12 protein-coding genes are annotated in these 17,436 nt (G+C 41.6%); 10 read left to right on the top strand and 2 right to left on the bottom strand.

Going from position 1 to position 17,436, the window contains the following annotated elements:
* The first annotated feature begins 104 nt into the window (after positions 1-104).
* The gene (locus A6M21_RS09325; protein ID WP_066668361.1) at positions 105-767 is read left to right on the top strand and encodes a DUF1638 domain-containing protein; all 663 of its coding nucleotides are present in this window, start codon (positions 105-107) and stop codon (positions 765-767) included.
* 239 nt (positions 768-1,006) lie between these two features.
* Here the strand turns inward: A6M21_RS09325 and A6M21_RS09320 are convergent, their stop codons facing one another.
* On the bottom strand, positions 1,007-2,275 hold the full coding sequence (locus A6M21_RS09320; protein WP_066668099.1) for an MFS transporter: 1,269 nt from the start codon (positions 2,273-2,275) through the stop codon (positions 1,007-1,009).
* Positions 2,276-2,740: 465 nt separating this feature from the next.
* On the bottom strand, positions 2,741-4,516 hold the full coding sequence (locus A6M21_RS09315; RefSeq protein ID WP_078060545.1) for a sigma-54-dependent Fis family transcriptional regulator: 1,776 nt from the start codon (positions 4,514-4,516) through the stop codon (positions 2,741-2,743).
* Between the two features lie 662 nt (positions 4,517-5,178).
* Here A6M21_RS09315 and A6M21_RS09310 point away from each other — a divergent pair.
* The 9 genes from A6M21_RS09310 to A6M21_RS17925 all read left to right on the top strand — a co-directional run bounded on the left by A6M21_RS09310 (position 5,179) and on the right by A6M21_RS17925 (position 17,385).
* On the top strand, positions 5,179-6,951 hold the full coding sequence (locus A6M21_RS09310) for an acyl-CoA mutase large subunit family protein (RefSeq protein ID WP_066668096.1): 1,773 nt from the start codon (positions 5,179-5,181) through the stop codon (positions 6,949-6,951).
* A gap of 40 nt (positions 6,952-6,991) precedes the next feature.
* On the top strand, positions 6,992-7,390 hold the full coding sequence (locus A6M21_RS17935) for a cobalamin B12-binding domain-containing protein (protein ID WP_078060544.1): 399 nt from the start codon (positions 6,992-6,994) through the stop codon (positions 7,388-7,390).
* 35 nt (positions 7,391-7,425) lie between these two features.
* Positions 7,426-8,166, top strand: a complete 741-nt coding sequence (gene fabG, locus A6M21_RS09305; protein ID WP_066668093.1) for a 3-oxoacyl-ACP reductase FabG — start codon at positions 7,426-7,428, stop codon at positions 8,164-8,166.
* 234 nt (positions 8,167-8,400) lie between these two features.
* Positions 8,401-10,515: a sigma 54-interacting transcriptional regulator gene (locus tag A6M21_RS09300; RefSeq protein WP_066668091.1), complete on the top strand. Its 2,115-nt coding sequence runs from the start codon at positions 8,401-8,403 to the stop codon at positions 10,513-10,515.
* Positions 10,516-10,741: 226 nt separating this feature from the next.
* Positions 10,742-12,037 (top strand): acetyl-CoA C-acetyltransferase, encoded by a 1,296-nt coding sequence (locus tag A6M21_RS09295; protein ID WP_066668090.1) that lies wholly within the window; start codon positions 10,742-10,744, stop codon positions 12,035-12,037.
* 231 nt (positions 12,038-12,268) lie between these two features.
* Positions 12,269-14,329 (top strand): thiamine pyrophosphate-binding protein, encoded by a 2,061-nt coding sequence (locus A6M21_RS09290; protein WP_066668088.1) that lies wholly within the window; start codon positions 12,269-12,271, stop codon positions 14,327-14,329.
* Between the two features lie 73 nt (positions 14,330-14,402).
* Complete coding sequence (locus tag A6M21_RS09285; RefSeq protein ID WP_151191879.1) at positions 14,403-14,786, top strand: hypothetical protein; 384 nt, start codon at positions 14,403-14,405, stop codon at positions 14,784-14,786.
* Positions 14,777-15,976 (top strand): radical SAM protein, encoded by a 1,200-nt coding sequence (locus A6M21_RS17930; RefSeq protein WP_078060542.1) that lies wholly within the window; start codon positions 14,777-14,779, stop codon positions 15,974-15,976. The genes A6M21_RS09285 and A6M21_RS17930 overlap by 10 nt, the downstream gene beginning before the upstream one ends.
* Positions 15,977-16,350: 374 nt before the next feature.
* The gene (locus A6M21_RS17925) at positions 16,351-17,385 is read left to right on the top strand and encodes a hydroxymethylglutaryl-CoA lyase (RefSeq protein WP_161486043.1); all 1,035 of its coding nucleotides are present in this window, start codon (positions 16,351-16,353) and stop codon (positions 17,383-17,385) included.
* Positions 17,386-17,436 lie beyond the last annotated feature (51 nt).

The following is a 17,436-nucleotide window of genomic DNA, read 5'->3' as shown; positions in this document are numbered from 1 at the left end:
ACTATAGTATTGACAGCAGTCACCACCGGAGGTATTGTAATATGAAAGACATAGCGTAAATGACGCATACCATTATAGAAAATATACCGGAAGGTGGGATTGCTGTGTCCGCTGACGTTTCTTTCAAGGAATATGCCATTGTGGCCTGCGGGACAATGAGCCCGGAGCTGAACCACCTGGCGGAAACCGGTTTCCTGGATGCCGCCAAGATTATTTATACCGCGCCCGGCCTGCACCAGAAACCGCTGGAACTGGAAAAACAACTGCTCAAGCAGTTGAGTGAAGCGAAAAAGTACGCCCGGAAAATTATCATTGTCTACGGCGGCACCTATTGCTACATCAATGTCAGGGAACCGCTCCGGACCATAGATACGGTAATTGACGGGATGCGGGAAGAAGGTTATTACATTGCTCGCACAATAGTGCACAACTGTGTGGACATGGTGGCCTCCACGGAGGAAAGGGATGAAATCGCGGCCGGCGGTAAAATCTGGTTCTGCACCCCCGGCTGGCTGAAATACCGCAATAATGTATTTGAAGGCTGGGACAAGGCGCATGCCAATGAAAATTTCCCGCAATATACCGGGGGAGCGGTTATGCTGGACGGCGTGGGGTTGTTCAACCGGTACATGGAAGAAAAAGTCGAGGAAATTCTCGATTTTTCCGACTGGATGGGTATACCGCTGGAAGCACGGGACGTTTCCCTGGAACGGTTTAAGAACGTACTCATCGCGGCCATGGCTGAGGAAGATAAACCGGTATCGTGAGGTATCCCTCCGGAAACGGAACGGGCACGGTCATAAAAACCGTGCCCGTTCCGCCTGCTATACGCCAAATAAATCCTCACCGGTTGGCCGGTAAAATGTTCCACCGGCCCCCGGTGAGGATTTTTGCCATGGTGCGTTCAGAGGAATTCGCCTGGATTTAACAGCGTCATCTTAACTCTATACAGAAATAATAGTTCGGTCTACACTCTGCGTTATTACCGGGAAATTTCACGGTGATATTAGATACCCTTATCCATTAATAACATGTCGCAATCTTTGGTTTCCGGGATTGTCCAAACTATCAGGCCGGCCAGGAGGGCGAAAAAAGCCGGCATGGCCAGGGCTATGCTCCAAGTGGTCGCTGCTGCGACCGAGGTAATGATTACCGGTCCGATAAGATTGATTGCCCGGGCGGAATTATAGGTTACTCCGGCCGCGGTGGCCCGGATCTTGGTGGGGAAGTTTTCCGTGACTATGGAACCGTAACTGGCCCAGTAGCCGGTGAAAAACCCGAGCAGCAGGACGATGGCGTAAATAAAGAGAGAGTTTGTGATCAGGGTTAGAAAAACAATGATCATGACCGCCTCACCAATAGAGAAAAGGGATAATGCAATACGCCGTCCCAATTTGTCCTGAATGATGCCGTTGACCATGTAGCCGGCAATGGCGCCAACCTGGGTAACAACCATCCATGAGCTGGATTGTGATAATGTGAAGCCGCGGGTATTTACCAGGTAGGAGGGAAGCCAGGTCCAGAACATCCAGTAGCCGAACATGGTGCATAAAATACCCAGGAAAATCAGGACAGTATGCCGTACATACCGGCCGCTGAAAATCTCCAACAGGGAAACCTTGTTTTTCTTTTTTTCCTTTTTTTGCGTGTGTTTTGAAAGCAGCCAGAAGTTGGATTCCGGAACAAAGTGGCGTATCCAAAGCACCAGCAATGCCGGGAAAGCTGCCACGGCAAAGGTGGCCTTCCAGCCGATGAGTGGATACAGGAAAAGTGCAAAAACGGCTGCCAGGAGCGTGCCAAGGGGCCAACCCACATTGCCCAGGGCAACGGCCCGCCCGCGGAACCGGGTGGGGATCCATTCGGAAATCAGCGTCATGCTTAAAGCCCATTCACCACCAAGGCCCAAACCGGTGAAAAAACGCAGAACCATCAGGATACCCAATGAATTGGCGAATACCACCGCCCCGGTGGAAAGGGCGTAGATCAAGATATTGATCATCAGGGCGCTTTTGCGTCCAATGTAGTCTGCCAGGGCGCCCATAACTATTCCCCCGATGGCGGAAGCCCCCAACTGGATGGAGAAAACCAGTGCCATCTGGGATGGTGTCAGGCCGAAACCTTTCATAATCGGGGTGGCCAGCAAAGCCAGCAGCATCACATCAAAAGCGTCGAACATCCAGCCGCCGATTGCGGCAATTAAAGTGTAGCGGGCCTCCTTGTTCAGATTTTTCCAACCGGTGGGCGTATCCGCCATAATCGCTTCTGAATAGCTCATCACTTTCTGCCTCCCTATACCTGCCAAATCCGGTTACCTGCGCCTGTGTTATTGCAGTTGTTAAGTCATTGAGGGCTCGTAAAATATTTTATTTCCCCATGATGGGAAGGTGACAATTCCGGGGTACTAAAAAGCGGCCGATCGGTATGTATATAATTGTATTGATGGCATAAAAAGGAACCGCCGCTCTTTTGTACAGCGGCGGCAGGCGGGAAAAGCGCTTTCTCGGGGGCGGCCGGAGCCGGTTTCCGAGTGGGGTCCTTTAATGACTATGAACCAGGCATACAAAACATTTTCCGTTTATACTGCATTGAATACCACTCACTCGCTTTATACCCGCCGGTAAGCCTTTGACCGTCGATTTTTCGACAGTAAAGGGTTCACTTGTCCTGCCTGCCGGCTGAGTCCGTCCGCAGAGTGTTAGTCCGTGGTGGACATATATCCAAGCGGATATGATAGCTCTGTTTATATGTCTTCAGCAATGCCGAGTCTTTTAATCTTCCGGTATAGTGTATTACGGCTTATACCAAGTATACCGGCAGCTTTAGAGACATTTCCATGGCATTGACGTAATGCGTTACGTATCATAACATGCTCCATGGATTTTAAGTTTGACAAGTCGAGTTGCTTTTGTTTTCTGGACGTAATATCCGGTGGTAAGTGAGACGGAAGAATATAGTTACCGTCTGCCAGATTCATAACTCGTTCAAGTACATTATGCAACTCTCTTACGTTTCCTGGCCAGCTATAATTCCTAAAAATCTTTTCAACAGCAGGTGATAGTTGGAAGTATTTGTTTGACTTATTCAAAAAGTGCTGTATTATTAAAAATAAATCATCATCGCGCTCACGTAATGGCGGAATATTGATGCTAATAACATTTAAGCGGTAAAAAAGATCCTGACGAAAATTGCCGGCATCTACTTCCAATTGTAAGTTTTTATTAGTTGCTGCAATAACACGCACATCTACATTGATGCTATTGGAACTGCCAACCCTATGAAGGCACCTGTCTTGCAAAACGCGTAATAATGTGGACTGTATAGAAAGCGGCATATCCCCTATTTCATCTAAAAAGATAGTTCCCCGATTGGCAAGTTCAAATTTACCCGGTTGACCGCCCTTTTTGGCACCAGTAAAAGCACCATCATCGTAACCAAATAATTCACTTTCTGCCAATGAATGGGGAATGGCGGCGCAATTGATAGGGATAAAAGGACCACTGTTACGTAAACTCGCGTGGTGGATGCATCGGGCGAACTCTTCTTTGCCGGTTCCAGTTTCCCCCAATAATAAAACTGTAGCGTTAGAACGCGCTGCTTTTGATGCGATAGTAATACAACTTCGAATCGCCGGACTTTGTCCAATGATTGAAGTAAAAGATAAATCATTTGATTCTGGGAAATCTTGGGCATTATTTTCCATTTTTTTAGATGATGAGAAAAATATTCTTCTTTCCTCATCTGCAAAAAGACTGTTAGCTTTATGATTCATAATTTTCAGAATATTGGGCTTAAAATATTGCCCATTGATAATGCCAATGTTATTAACTGTATCTATAAATTGAGACTGTAAAATAGAAAATTTCGCTTCTGATTTGATTTGATCATCACACCGTTGAAATAGTAAATAATTATTCTGAATAAGATTAGCCAAAGCAGTTACCATAGGTAAAATATAAGGATTATCCTGTTTTGCAGGAATAGTAATATCTAGCACTGCAACTATACGTCCCTGACTGTCATAAATAGGAGCACCATAGCAGCTTAAAAAGTGAAGCGGACTACAATAATGCTGGGCAGACACAATTCTTACAGGTTTATTTTCTATTAAAGCTGTTCCAATACCATTTGTTCCTTGAATATGTTCAGACCAGTTGGCGCCCTTGATTAGATTTACGCGTTTGGTCTCATATAAGATCATTGAATCACCAATAACATAGATAATATAACCATCTGGATCAACTAAAAAAACAACACTATTAGAACCTTTAAGATAACTATAATGCTTTTCAATGGTAAAATGTGTTGCTTTTAATAGAAGGGAATTTCTCTCAATACGTTCTCGTAAAGTGGTTTCTGTTAGAACATGTTCTTTGTTAACCTTATTTGGTTGCATGTTTTTCTCAAGACATCTGGACCAGGATTTTTGAATAAGCGGATCCATATCAAAACAATTTGCATAACCGGTATCAATACAACGTTTCCAGGCCTCTTTCCATGACAAAATATTACTATTCAAATTAATCACCTCCAAATAAATAGTGCAATGTAGCCCTAGAAGTATTGAAAGTGAATAACGATAATATTTGAGTCCCAATTAACATTATTTAGTCGTTATACCTATAAAATGGTGCTATTAAGATACAATGTTAATTATTTAATAATCTTTCCGAGTTAATTTATTCGACACCTAAAAATATTTTCCTGCAAAAAAGATAATTTATAAAATTCTCATATTTCCAATTATTATAATGCCGTACGTATGTTTTACGTTAAAAATAGTGCAAAATATCACAAGTACGTTGTAAAGAATTTATTTAGACAGCTCATTTATTTTTCATATATTCACTTAGATGATACATAAAAAGATGCTCCAGTACATCATTGATGGTATGGTACATCGTATAAAACAATCGTTTTGATAATAACAGAAAACCACGATATTATTAGTATAAATATAGAGTAAGCGATGCTTACGGGCATCAATGATAAATGAAAATTCGAATAATTCAATAAAAATGGCATGTCACTAATAAGCCTTTTTAAAACAACCTTCTGGTACGGACATTGCTAAAGTAAAAAATAAAGGGGGAATGAGGTTGAGCGATCATTTTAGACGTAAATTTAGTTAACTCTTAAAGAAACCAAAGTTTTAAGTACTTATGAAAAGGGAGTGTATACATGTCAGAAGCAAATAATTCAATTGCAAATAAAACAACCAGGCAAATACTAAATGAATCCTTTTGCAATGAAAGAAAAGCACCCTTATATGATAATGAGGCACTTTCTGAAATTCGAGGGGAATTTGATAAATGGCAAAACACCTCAGTTCGCACAGAAAACCGGGAAAATTGGTTTGAAGTACCCAAAACGGTTCTCGGATCAGAAACGCCCCGAGGATTGGTTTATTCTCCTCTGAATGTCTCCAAGTTAGATTATATGAACGATTTAGGTAATCCGGGTCAAGAACCATTTACCAGAGGCATCCATAGCAATATGTACAGAGGACGCACCTTTACACAAAGACAGTTGGTTGGTTTTGGTGCGCCCGAAGATACCAATTCTCGGATAAAGTTTCTTTTAGAGCATGGGGCGACAGGTATTAATCTTTTATTTGATATGCCTACCATTCAAATGTATGATTGTGATGACCCAATGTCAAAGGGATCTGTCGGTTCTTGTGGTGTAAGTGTAAATCATGTAGATGACTGGGATTTATTGTTTGATGGCATAGATTTGGCGAAGGAAACTGTTTCAATTGTCACACATTACCCCTCAAATACAGCTATACTCTTTCCAATGTATTTAGTACTTTCTGAGCGCAGAGATATACCATGGAACCAACTTAAGGGAAGCGTACAAAATGATGTAACTATGGAAGAGTTAGTGCGCAATGCTGCAGAATATATACCTCCGGAAGATTGCTTCAGGGTGGAATGTGATAATATAGAATTTATTAGAGAGAATGTTCCAAAGTGGAATTTCATTACTCTTAACGGATATAATTTTCGGGAATTTGGAACTTCAGGTATTACACAAATGGCTGTTGCAGTTTCTCACGCGATGGCAATTTTGGATGAAATGCAAAAAAGAGGACATGATGTTGATTGGGTTGGTGAGAGATTAGCCTTTTTCTGGTCAGTCGGTATGGATTTCTTTGAAGAAATCAGCTTGCTTAGGGCTGTCCGAAGACTTTGGTATAAAATAATGAAGTACAAATATCATGCTCAAAAGCCGAGATCAATGTGGATGAGGTGCCATGTACAAACCTCTGGAATAAGTCTCGTGCGCGAGGAACCACTAAATAATATTATTAGGTCGGCATATGAGGCATTGGCGGCTGTACTTGGAGGCGTACAATCACTGCATGTTGATTCGTATGATGAGGCATACGCAGTTCCTTCTGAAGAAGCATCATTATTATCATTGCGTAATCAACAGATTATAGAACACGAAACTGGAGTTACTTCTGTTGTTGATCCCCTTGGCGGCTCGTATTATGTTGAATCTTTGACTAGGGAGCTTGAGGAAAAAATACTCTCTGAGATAACAGAAATAGAAGAGCACGGTGGTTATGTTGCAGCGATAAGTGATGGCTTTATCTTGCAAAAAGTTTATAACTATTTTTATGAAGAACAGAAGAAACTGGAGAATGGCGTAATAAAGATTGTTGCACATAACTGGCAAAAGACAACTCATGGCAAAGATATCGAAGCCTTTAAGTATCCTGAAGAAGCAGAAGTGGTACAGTTGGAGAGATTAAATAAGTTTAAGGCGAAAAGAAATTCACTTGAGGTTCAAGAATCACTCAATGAATTATATAAGGCCTGCAAATCTGGGATTAATATTGTTCCGTATACGCTAAATTGCGCTCGTTCTGGTTGTACGGTTGGTGAGCAGTGGAAAGTATTCAAAGATGCATTTGGTGTTTGGAAGAGACCAGGTTTGTTTTAGTTTATAACAATTAATTTTAGGGTACAGGAGGCGTGTACTTTTGGAAAGTTCAAAAAAAATAAAAATTCTTATGTGTTGTTTGGGGCCTGAAACGCATAATAGGGGAATTATTACTGTTAGCAGTATGTTGCGGGAAGCGGGGATGGAAATAGTATATATTGGTAATGCGTCGCCTGAAGAAGCTATTAACGCTGCAATTGATGAGGATGTTGATGTTGTTGGGATTAGTTCATTGTCCGGAGCGCATTTAAAATTAGGCTCTGCAATGATGGAAGTAGCAAAAAGCAAAGGCTTATGGGGAAATGTAGTCTTTCTTATCGGTGGAGTTATACCACCCAAAGATATATCAAAACTAAAAGAGATTGGATATCATGCTGTGTTGCCAAGTGGATCAACTAGAGAAGAAATAGTAAGTTGTGTGTTAAAATGCAGTGCATAAAACAAAAAGAATAATTACAACAAGGAGAATTTTATATGCGATTAAATGAAAAAGTGGCAATTATTACCGGCGGATCGCGTGGCATAGGGAAAGAAACTGCTCTGTTATTTGCAAAAGAAGGTGCTAAAATTGTCATCGGTGATTTCGATACATCCGCAGGAGAGGATACCGTTAATGAAATAAGAAGGACATTGGGAGAAGCTACTTTTATTCAAGTAAATGTAATTGATATCCATTTGGTTCAGCAGATGATTAATAAAACAGTCGAAATGTATGGGCGGATTGATATTCTAGTTAATAATGCTGGTATAACCAGAGATGCATTCTTAACAAAAATATCAACTGAGGATTGGGAACAAGTTATTGCAGTTAATTTATCTGGAGTTTTTAACTGTACTCGTGCCGTTGCACCTGTAATGATTAGTCAGGGTAGTGGTAGAATTTTGAACGCATCATCGGTAGTTGGCATATATGGTAATATAGGACAAACTAATTATGCTGCCACTAAGGCAGGAGTTATAGGAATGACACGATCGTGGGCTAAGGAATTGGGTAAAAAGGGCATTACTGTTAATGCAGTGGCACCTGGTTTTATTATGACTGATATGACGGCAAAGGTCCCAGAAAAAGTTTTAAAAATGATGGCTGAAAAAACACCGCTCGGTCGTCTAGGTCAACCGCTTGACGTCGCAAATGCATATCTTTTCCTGGCATCAGATGATGCGTCTTATATAAATGGCGCCGTATTAAGTGTCGATGGCGGATTAGTTTTATAATATAACATTGCGTTACATTGCGTTGCAGTATGACCTTAAATGACGCTTATAGAGCTCGAGCGGCAGAATACTTGGCTCTATTGGTTGATAGTTCATTTATTAAGAAGATGGAACTGTAACAATATGTAACCGGGAGCCGGTTAGTGGCTTCCAATTTTTCTTGTTTTCCAGATATTAATATCTGGCATGTATTTTGCTTACTTGTTACTAAAAGGTAACAAGGAGTGTGCTGACATGAATTTAAAAGTTAAGGATATCATGACATCAGATCCAGTTTGGATCAATTATAGGGATACTATACAAACGGCTACACAAATCATGCTTCAACACCGTATCGATGGATTGCCGGTTTTAAATGATCAAAAAAAGCTTGTTGGGATATTCACTAAGTCCCATGCATTTCGTGCCTTAGGGCGAGATATTAATATTCCTGTTTATGATATAATGAAGCGAGATGTAATTACAATCAATGAGCAGGCGACTCCTGAAGAAGCTTGGCAGATTCAAGTTGGTAGGCTACCAGTTGTTAATTCCTCAGGTGAATTGGTTGGCATTGCGACCAGAACTGATCTGGTAAATGCATTTTATCTTCAACTAAAATATGCTATGAAAGAATTAAAGGTCATTATTAATTCGACTCATAACAGTATAATAGCAATTGACAGTAATAGTAATATTATCGTTTTTAATAAAGCGGCCGAAAATCTTTTTAATATAAGCAGATCAGATGTCTTGGGCAAACAAATTGATGATGTTATTCCATATAGCAGCCTTACTTCTGTTATACAAGACTGTAAGGCGCAATTTACACAAAAAATGGTGCTTTGTGGAAAAAGCGTTTTAGTTAATAAATCGCCTATAATTGACAATGGAGAGGTTATTGGCGGTGTTGGTGTTCTGCAGGATATTTCAGAGTTGGAGATGATATCTGACGAATTAAGAACTGTTCAATTAATTAATAAGGAATTGAATACCATTATTGATTTTTCTGCTGATGGCATTGTTGTAGCAGATAGTTCTGGGATAATACTTAAAGTAAATAATGCATATCTAGAGATAATGGGCATCAGCCAAGAAGTCCTGATTGGTAAGTCTGTTAAATGGCTTGTTGAAAAGGGATATCTGTCAGAATCAGTTATTCTAAAAGTATTGCAATCAAGAAAAAGTGAAACTGTTGCCTTAAGGTTAAATACCGGCAAAGAAATAATATTGACTGGAACACCGATTTATGATGAGGAAGGAAATATATACAGAGTAGTCGCTAATGTCAGGGATTTAACCGAACTTAACTGTTTACGTGAGCAATTGAAAGAAGCCCGTGGTTTGACAATGAAGTATTTATCGGAAATGGAAAAATATCGACTTGACAAAATATTAGAAGATGTTGTCTATCAGAGCAAGGAAATGTGTGTCAAGATTGAAATGGCTATTAAGGTTGCCCAGGTAGATTCAACTGTCCTTTTATTAGGTGAATCAGGTGTTGGCAAAGAGGTTATAGCGGAGATTATTCATAAGTCAAGCAACCGCTCAAAAGGACCTTTTGTTAAAGTAAATTGCGCCTCGATACCCAATGAACTTATCGAATCAGAACTCTTTGGCTATGAAGGTGGTGCATTTACAGGTGCTTATAAGGATGGACGATTCGGCTTTTTTGAGTTGGCTAACGGAGGCACAATATTCTTAGATGAAATTGGTGAAGTTCCTTTAGACATTCAGCCTAAGCTTCTACGTGTTTTACAGGAGCAGGAAATATATCGTATAGGTGGACGTAAACCAATAAAATTAAATATACGGGTAATTGCAGCAACAAATCGAGATTTGGAGGATATGATTAAAGTAGGCAAGTTTCGCCAAGATTTATTTTATAGGTTAAATGTTGTATCTATACTTATTCCTCCATTACGGCAACGCCGTGATGACATACCTGCATTAATACATCACTTTCTGAACAAGTTTAATCGTAAATATAGTTTGAATAAAAAAATATCGTCGCGATTAATATCAAAGCTAATTCATTATGATTGGCCTGGAAATATTCGTGAGTTGGAGAATACTATTGAGCGAATGGTAATTTTAAGCAGTGACGATTTAATTGACACTGATAATGAATTGTTAAATTCTGATGAAAAACAAGTAATTTCATCTTTTAAGAATTTAAATCTTCATGATGTTTTAAGGGAGACTGAAAAGAATCTTATTTTACAGGTATATAATGAGTGCCGTAGTACGCATAAAGCAGCTCAAATACTGGGAGTAAACCAGTCAACTATTGTTAGAAAACTGCATAAATATTATCCTAATAGTAAAAAGGAGATCCCTCAATGCATCAATGATGATAATTTACATTGACATGATGCTTGCCGATATCAGAAAATTTGGCCAATGATTTCTTTTCTGTTTATATTGTTGTTGTTTTGTATGGTGAAGTCTCGGAATTTTTATTTCGAACAGCTTGCTTTGCAATGATTGAAGGGTAAATTTAATATTCGAAGCCTTAAAATTTTCAAATTATTATATGTGCTTTGATATATGACTAGTCTGCTGGTAATTCAAACAAAATGGGAGGCGATATTAATTGAAAGAAGTATTTGTCGTAAGCGGTGTCAGGACGGCTATCGGAAACTTTGGCGGAACGTTAAAGGATGTACCGGCGATTTCTCTTGGCAGCCTGGTAATCAGGGAAGCTCTCAAAAAGGCCGGTTTAAGACCTCAGTCCGGTGAGGAATTGTTGAATTATGGTCCAGATGCATTAAAGGGGCTACCGATTGTTGAATTGGAAAAGGCTGTTTCCAACTGGGAGGAGACTCTGTGTCCGGTACAGGTTGATGAAGTTATTATGGGCCACGTCCTTCAGGCAGCCTGCGGTCAAAACACGACCCGGCAGGCGTCTGTGCATGCCGGAGTCCCCAAGGAATCCAATGCATTCACTGTAAATAAGGTTTGTGCCTCGGGTCTAAAGGCCATTGCCCTGGGTGCGCAAGCCATAATGCTTGGCGAAGCTGATGTGGTGGTAGCAGGCGGTATGGAAAATATGAGTCAGGCTCCTTATGCCCTACCACGTGCCCGTTGGGGTTACCGTATGGATGTCACCGCCAAAGGGGAATGCCTGGACTTGATGGTTTACGACGGCCTGTGGGAAATCTTTTACGGTTACCATATGGGGAATACGGCGGAAAATGTGGCTTTGAGATATGGTATAACCCGGGAGGAACAGGACGCGATTGGCTTATTAAGCCACCAGAGAGCGCGGGCGGCCATTGCCAACAGTCTTTTTAATGATGAGATCGTTCCCGTGGAAATTCCAAATCGCAAAGGCGACGCTTTAATATTTGATACCGATGAGCGCCCGATGGACACCAATATGGAAAAAATGGCCCGTTTAAAGCCGGTGTTTCGCAAAGACGGTACGGTAACTGCCGGCAACGCCTCGGGTATCAATGATGCAGCGGCTGCGGTGGTGCTTATGTCCCGGGAAAAAGCGACGGAACTGGGTGTAAAGCCGAAGTTGGCCGTCAGATCCTGGGCTTCGGGCGGCGTTGATCCTGCTTATATGGGAGTCGGTCCTATTCCGGCGGTTCGTAAGACTTTAAAACATGCGGGAATTACCGCCGCCGACCTAGACGTAATCGAATTGAACGAAGCATTTGCCTCTCAGGCCATCGCCTGCATGCGTGAATTGGATTTGAGCATGGAAAAAACAAATCCGCTGGGCAGCGGCATATCACTGGGTCATCCCATCGGCTGCACGGGTGCACGCCTGGTGGTCACGATTATGCATGAAATGCAGCGGCAAAACCACCGTTACGGGTTAGTTGCATTATGTATCGGTGGTGGTCAGGGTATGGCCATGCTCCTTGAAAATATTAAATAGCTAAATAAATGCTGCCTGAAAACAATATGGGATGAATATCGGCATGTTAGGTTGTGGATTTCTGGAAACGCGCCAATAGGCTGGACAAAATATCAATGATTTCCTTCCAGTTGATATCTGAAAAACATAAAATTTTTAAAAATAAATATGGAAAGGGGGTGATAATGTCAGATAATTACATCAATCATGTCTTAACTGGGGAGTATTTTGATTACAAAAGGAGTGTGAGTTATGTCAAGACTAGGTATTGAGTTCGATGAAGAAAGCCAAAAAAAACTTAGTGTTCCTTTGGGTCAAAGAGAGATCTATCCGAGTGTTGGCAAGTACATTGCGGAAATCCTTCGGGAACAGGGTGTAAGTATTGCATTTGGTGTACCTGGAGGCCATATTTGGCATTTCGTAGATGCGATTTCTCGTATCGGTATTAAAACAATCACATTTGCGCATGAGCAGAATGCCGTTTATGCGGGTGAGGCTTACTCACAGGTGACACAAAAGCCCGGTGTATGTTATGGAACTGTCGGACCGGGTGCCGGCAACGCCTTTTCCGCTGTACAACAGGCCTGGTTGTCAAATTCCCCCATAATTTATCTGGCCGGCGGCATAGAGGTAGAACATGACGGCCTTTATAACACTATTCAAGAAAGTTATGCCCACCGATTCTTTGAACATGTGACCAAATGGAGTCCGCGCGTTATCTATCCCTGGCAGGTTAAACAGTTTTTAACGCGGGGCTTCAAGATCGCTCAAGCAGCACCCAAGGCACCGGTGGCGTTTGAATTGGGCATCGACCTACTGTTTTCCAAAAACGATGAGATGCGTCAGCATTACTGGGGAGGATTCTTCAAGCACCATAGCGATTATCTGGAAAATTGGCGTGGTGAGGATACCCGGAAGCCTTTGACTTGTGCTGCCGACCCCGATGCGGTTACCAAAGCCGCCCGGATTATTATTGAGGCCAAGCATCCATTCATGATTATTGGCGACATGCCTGTCTGGGATCAGGCCGGCCCTGAACTTGAAGAGTTCGTTAACTTGACTAAAATGCCTTTTTCCTCAAGAAGGCTTGGCCGGGGTATTATTTCTGAGAAGCATTTCAATTCACATCGCGGGTTGCCGCCGTTTAAAAAAGAGATCGATCTGGTGATTACGGCCGGTCTGAAAGTTGGTTTTTTTGATGGGTACGGCGCCGATTATCCGTCTGTCATTCAGATTTCTAACTGTCAGGAGCAGGTCTGGACATACATGGATACCAAGGAAGTCCTGATGGGGAACATCAAAACCGTGTTTAAACAGCTTAATGACTATATTAAGGCCGGTAATATGACTGTTCAACTTGACGCCGAACGTGAAGCATGGTTACAAAAATGTCACGACAGTAATGCCCAGGCAGCTATAAAAAGAAGAGATAAAGCCTATAAGTACGGACCGGAACATCCGCGTTACAAGAATAACGACTTTATGCACTTCGGTTACATGGCGCAGATCATCAGGGAAGTAAATGAAGAGCTTTATGACAGCAAGGTTAGAGTAATGATCGACGGCTATACGATGTCTGATTTTGTCATGCCTTATTTGCAATTTACCCGACCGGCATCCTGTATTACAGCCAATGATCAGGCCGGTGTGGGACACGGCGTCGGACAGGCCATCGGCGCAGCCCTGGGGGATATGGAAAAGGGCGAATTGGTGCCGATTCTGGCTCTTATGGGAGATTCCGGTATGATGAATGCTGGTTGGGATGTGGAGGTAGCCGTGCGGCACAAACTGCCAATTGTTTTTCTAGTGACTAATAACGGCGGCTGGATGCCCGGGATGAAGTACGTCTGGTACGGGCCGAACTGGGATATGCTAGGTGATCAGGATGTGTATGGTAATGACTGGCAGGGTCACATGCAAATGGGCGAGGAACGACCAATCGGTATTCAGTTTGAAAAATTTGCCGAATCCATAGGCGCCTATGGTATGGTTTGTAACCGGGAAGAAAACTTCTGCAATGATCTCAAACGGGCATTTGCTATCGCGGAAAAAGGTCAACCAGTGATTATGAACTGCATTATGGATCAGCATCTGGTAAACAAGGCCATCATGGGACCGGCTTATTGCCTGATGTACGCTCACCTTCCGTATGAAGAACTTCCTCCACGCGGCAAAGCGGCAAGGCAGCGCTTCTTGAGTAATTGGTTCCCTGCCTTGAAGAATGAACCGCAGATTCCGTTCCCGGATTCATGGGAACCCCTTGGTGAAAGCGAGTTTGGGCCATACATTCCAAAGGAAAAGATTTTCAAATAGACGTGCATGGCTTATGGTCTTCGATCTGTTAAAGGTCGAAGACCAAAACTTTAAGGTTACGGAGGGGCTAAATATGGATGCTAACGAAATCGATCAATTAGAGATGTCAACAGATTTAAGTAAAAAATTGATCATCGAAACATGTGCCAGTTATTATAACAATGTTGAGTTTCCTGAAAGCATTTATATCGCGCTGAAGCACACATTGATTTTTGGAAAGGGATCCGTAATCAATGCATTGGATGATGTTGAGGCAAATTGTTTTGTGCCAGTGGCAAGAATTGATGAACTATTACTTAATATTCCTAGACGTGAGGAATACCACAACTATTTTAAGGCAAATTTCAATATTGACAATCCCCTAGATATCTTACCTGAAATGGAAAAATCCTTTTGGCAACGTGTAAATTGGGATTTTGCATCCAATGCAGGAGGCATGAAAATAGAATGGGTATAGAGATGAAATATTATAAGGCAGTTGCAGGTAACGATTGTCTTAAGTGTGGCTTTTGTAAGTACTTTGTTCAATGTCCGATGGAAAAAGAGAAAAATTGTATTGGATGTGGAACCTGCCTTAAGGGGTGCCCTGCGGGAGATCGTTCGCTGAAGCATAACTTGGAGACCAGGACACTATATGGTATTGTCGTGGATGGAAATCAATATTTTGTTCCGGCCCGGATTAGCGTAAGGGATGCCCTTGAGCTCGTTGGAAAAAGATCATCCCATATGCATCATTGCAATAGCGGTGGCTGTTTTACCTGTGAGGTGATGGTTAACGGTAACTTAATGCGAAGTTGTCTGACCCCGGTAAATGAAAACATGGTGATATTTACTAATCAGGAAACCTTACAAAAACAACCACCATTACGTTTGGTATCATTTTTTCCAAATTATTTTCATGCCAGCCTATCGGTTTTTACACATGGCTGCAATTTCTCATGTGGTTTTTGCCATAATTGGAATATTACTTTTTCCTCTTCCGGCAGATCTGTCACTTCAATAGAAGCAGTACAAATGGCCAGGCACATACTTGCTTCCAAAACAGATCCCCGGGTTGGCATATCTGGCGGCGAACCGACGCTTAACCGCCGGTGGTTGATTGATTTTATTAGAGAATTAAGGAAACTTTACTCTAACATTCGCATCCAGTTAGATACTAATGCTTCTCTACTTACCAATGATTATATAGATGAGTTATATGATGCTGGGCTGACCGATATTTCCCCTGATTTGAAGGGTGATGATCTGTCTACCTTTATGAAGCTTACTGGTATTAAAGAAAAAAATCTTGCCAACCGCTATCTTGAAACAGCATGGGAAGGTGTTAAGTATCTTGTTAACAATTACCATGACAGAATTAATCTCGCAGTAGCAATCCCCTATCATCCGTCCTTCATATCACGACAAGAAATTGAACGGATGGGTAAACGTCTCGCGAATATGGACAATAAAATAGACGTTAATCTGATCATCTACCAACCGGTTTTCCGAATGCGTAGCGTGTCAGAGGTGTCTGATACGGATATAGATGAAGCGCTGGAACTGTTAAAAGACGCTGGCTTGCAAAAGGTATGGTGTCAAGAGGGGGATGACATCCCGCGGGGTGTTTCTCCTGAAGACCTTTTACTTTTGGAGGATGGTTCCTAATCAGATTGCCGATGAATTAAAATTTTTCACTTCTCAAACAGGAGGTATTTTTATAAGAAATAAGATATAGATGCCATTTAGCATCGGCGATGATTCATAACATCAAGTAGATTAATTTGTCCATCGTATTAAGACAATGATTATTAAAAGGCCCTCATAATATGACTGATGCTATTATACATCTAAAATTGGGAACATTCAAATTGTTCTTGCAGAGTCAGCTATCTTAGTATCTTTTGTGTATATAATTCTGGTATGATCTTTGCTTAATATATTTAAAGATTTAAGGTTTAAAGAAGGGAGGGATATTCGGACAATAGTTGTCGAAAACATTTTTTCAAGTAATAAGAATCCATGAAAGGAGGATGTCGGAAATGAAAATGAATTTACCTCAAAAGGTATCGTTGACTGAACTATTGGCTCGGGACGGATTTCAGCATGAGAATCGATTTATACCAACAGAAACAAAAGTATATTTTATTAATCGTGTCTCAGAGTTAGGGTTTAAAAGCGTAGAAGTAACAAATTTTAGTCATCCGAAAAACTTGCCACAATTTAAGGATGCTGAAGAAGTGCTAAAACGGATTAATCGTGTGCCAGGTGTAACATATAAATGTTATGGTATGAGCGATAAAGCCATTGAAAGAGCGGTTAAAGCAAAGGAATCAGGATATGGACCAGATGTTTTAGCATTCACTATCTCGACTTCCAACTCTCATTGTTTACGAAATTCCGGTAAAACTATTGATGAGTTCCTTGCTGCCATGCCTAATTGGATTAAATATCTGCATAGTGCCGGCATTAAGGCAAATATGGCTATAGCATGTGTGTTTGGATGTCCAATTGAAGGGCTAGTTCCAATTGAGAAAACTTTTGAATTAATTGAACGAGGTCTTGAAATGGGGATTGATGAAGCAACTCCGTGTGATACAACAGGCGAGGCATCACCGGACCGGGTTTATGATTTTTATGTTCGCTTACGCGATAAGTTTCCTGCGGAAAACGTTCATATGGCCCATTTTCATGATTCACGTGGTATGGCTATGGCTAACTACCTGGCGGCTTTAATGGCAGGGGTAACGATCATGGAGGCGTCTCTTGGTCAACTTGGCGGTCAGCCGGCATTTATTGTAGATGGCGTACCAGGTATCGGCACGGGTCACAATTATACTCCTAGTGATATAGTGGGTAATGGTTCTACAGAGGACCTGCTGGTAATGCTTGACGAAATGGGAATTGATACCGGTGTGGATATTGATCAGGTTTTAGAGTTGGGTCGTATTTTGGAACGAACTCTTGGCAGGGAATTACGTCCATATTGCACTAAAAGCGGCCGGATTCCAAAGTGCCGTACCAATTGGGGCGGTGTGCCGCCTTACAAATCAGATTGGTGGGCATACTCGCGTTAACTATAGCATGATAGTTTATCAATTTAAGGCGTTAGAGGCACCAGTCCTGAT

Source organism: Desulfotomaculum copahuensis, assembly GCF_001655685.1.
In the GTDB taxonomy this organism is placed as follows: Bacteria; Bacillota; Desulfotomaculia; order Desulfotomaculales; family Desulfovirgulaceae; genus Desulfotomaculum_G; species Desulfotomaculum_G copahuensis.
This window is presented reverse-complemented; position numbering and strand designations above follow the sequence as displayed.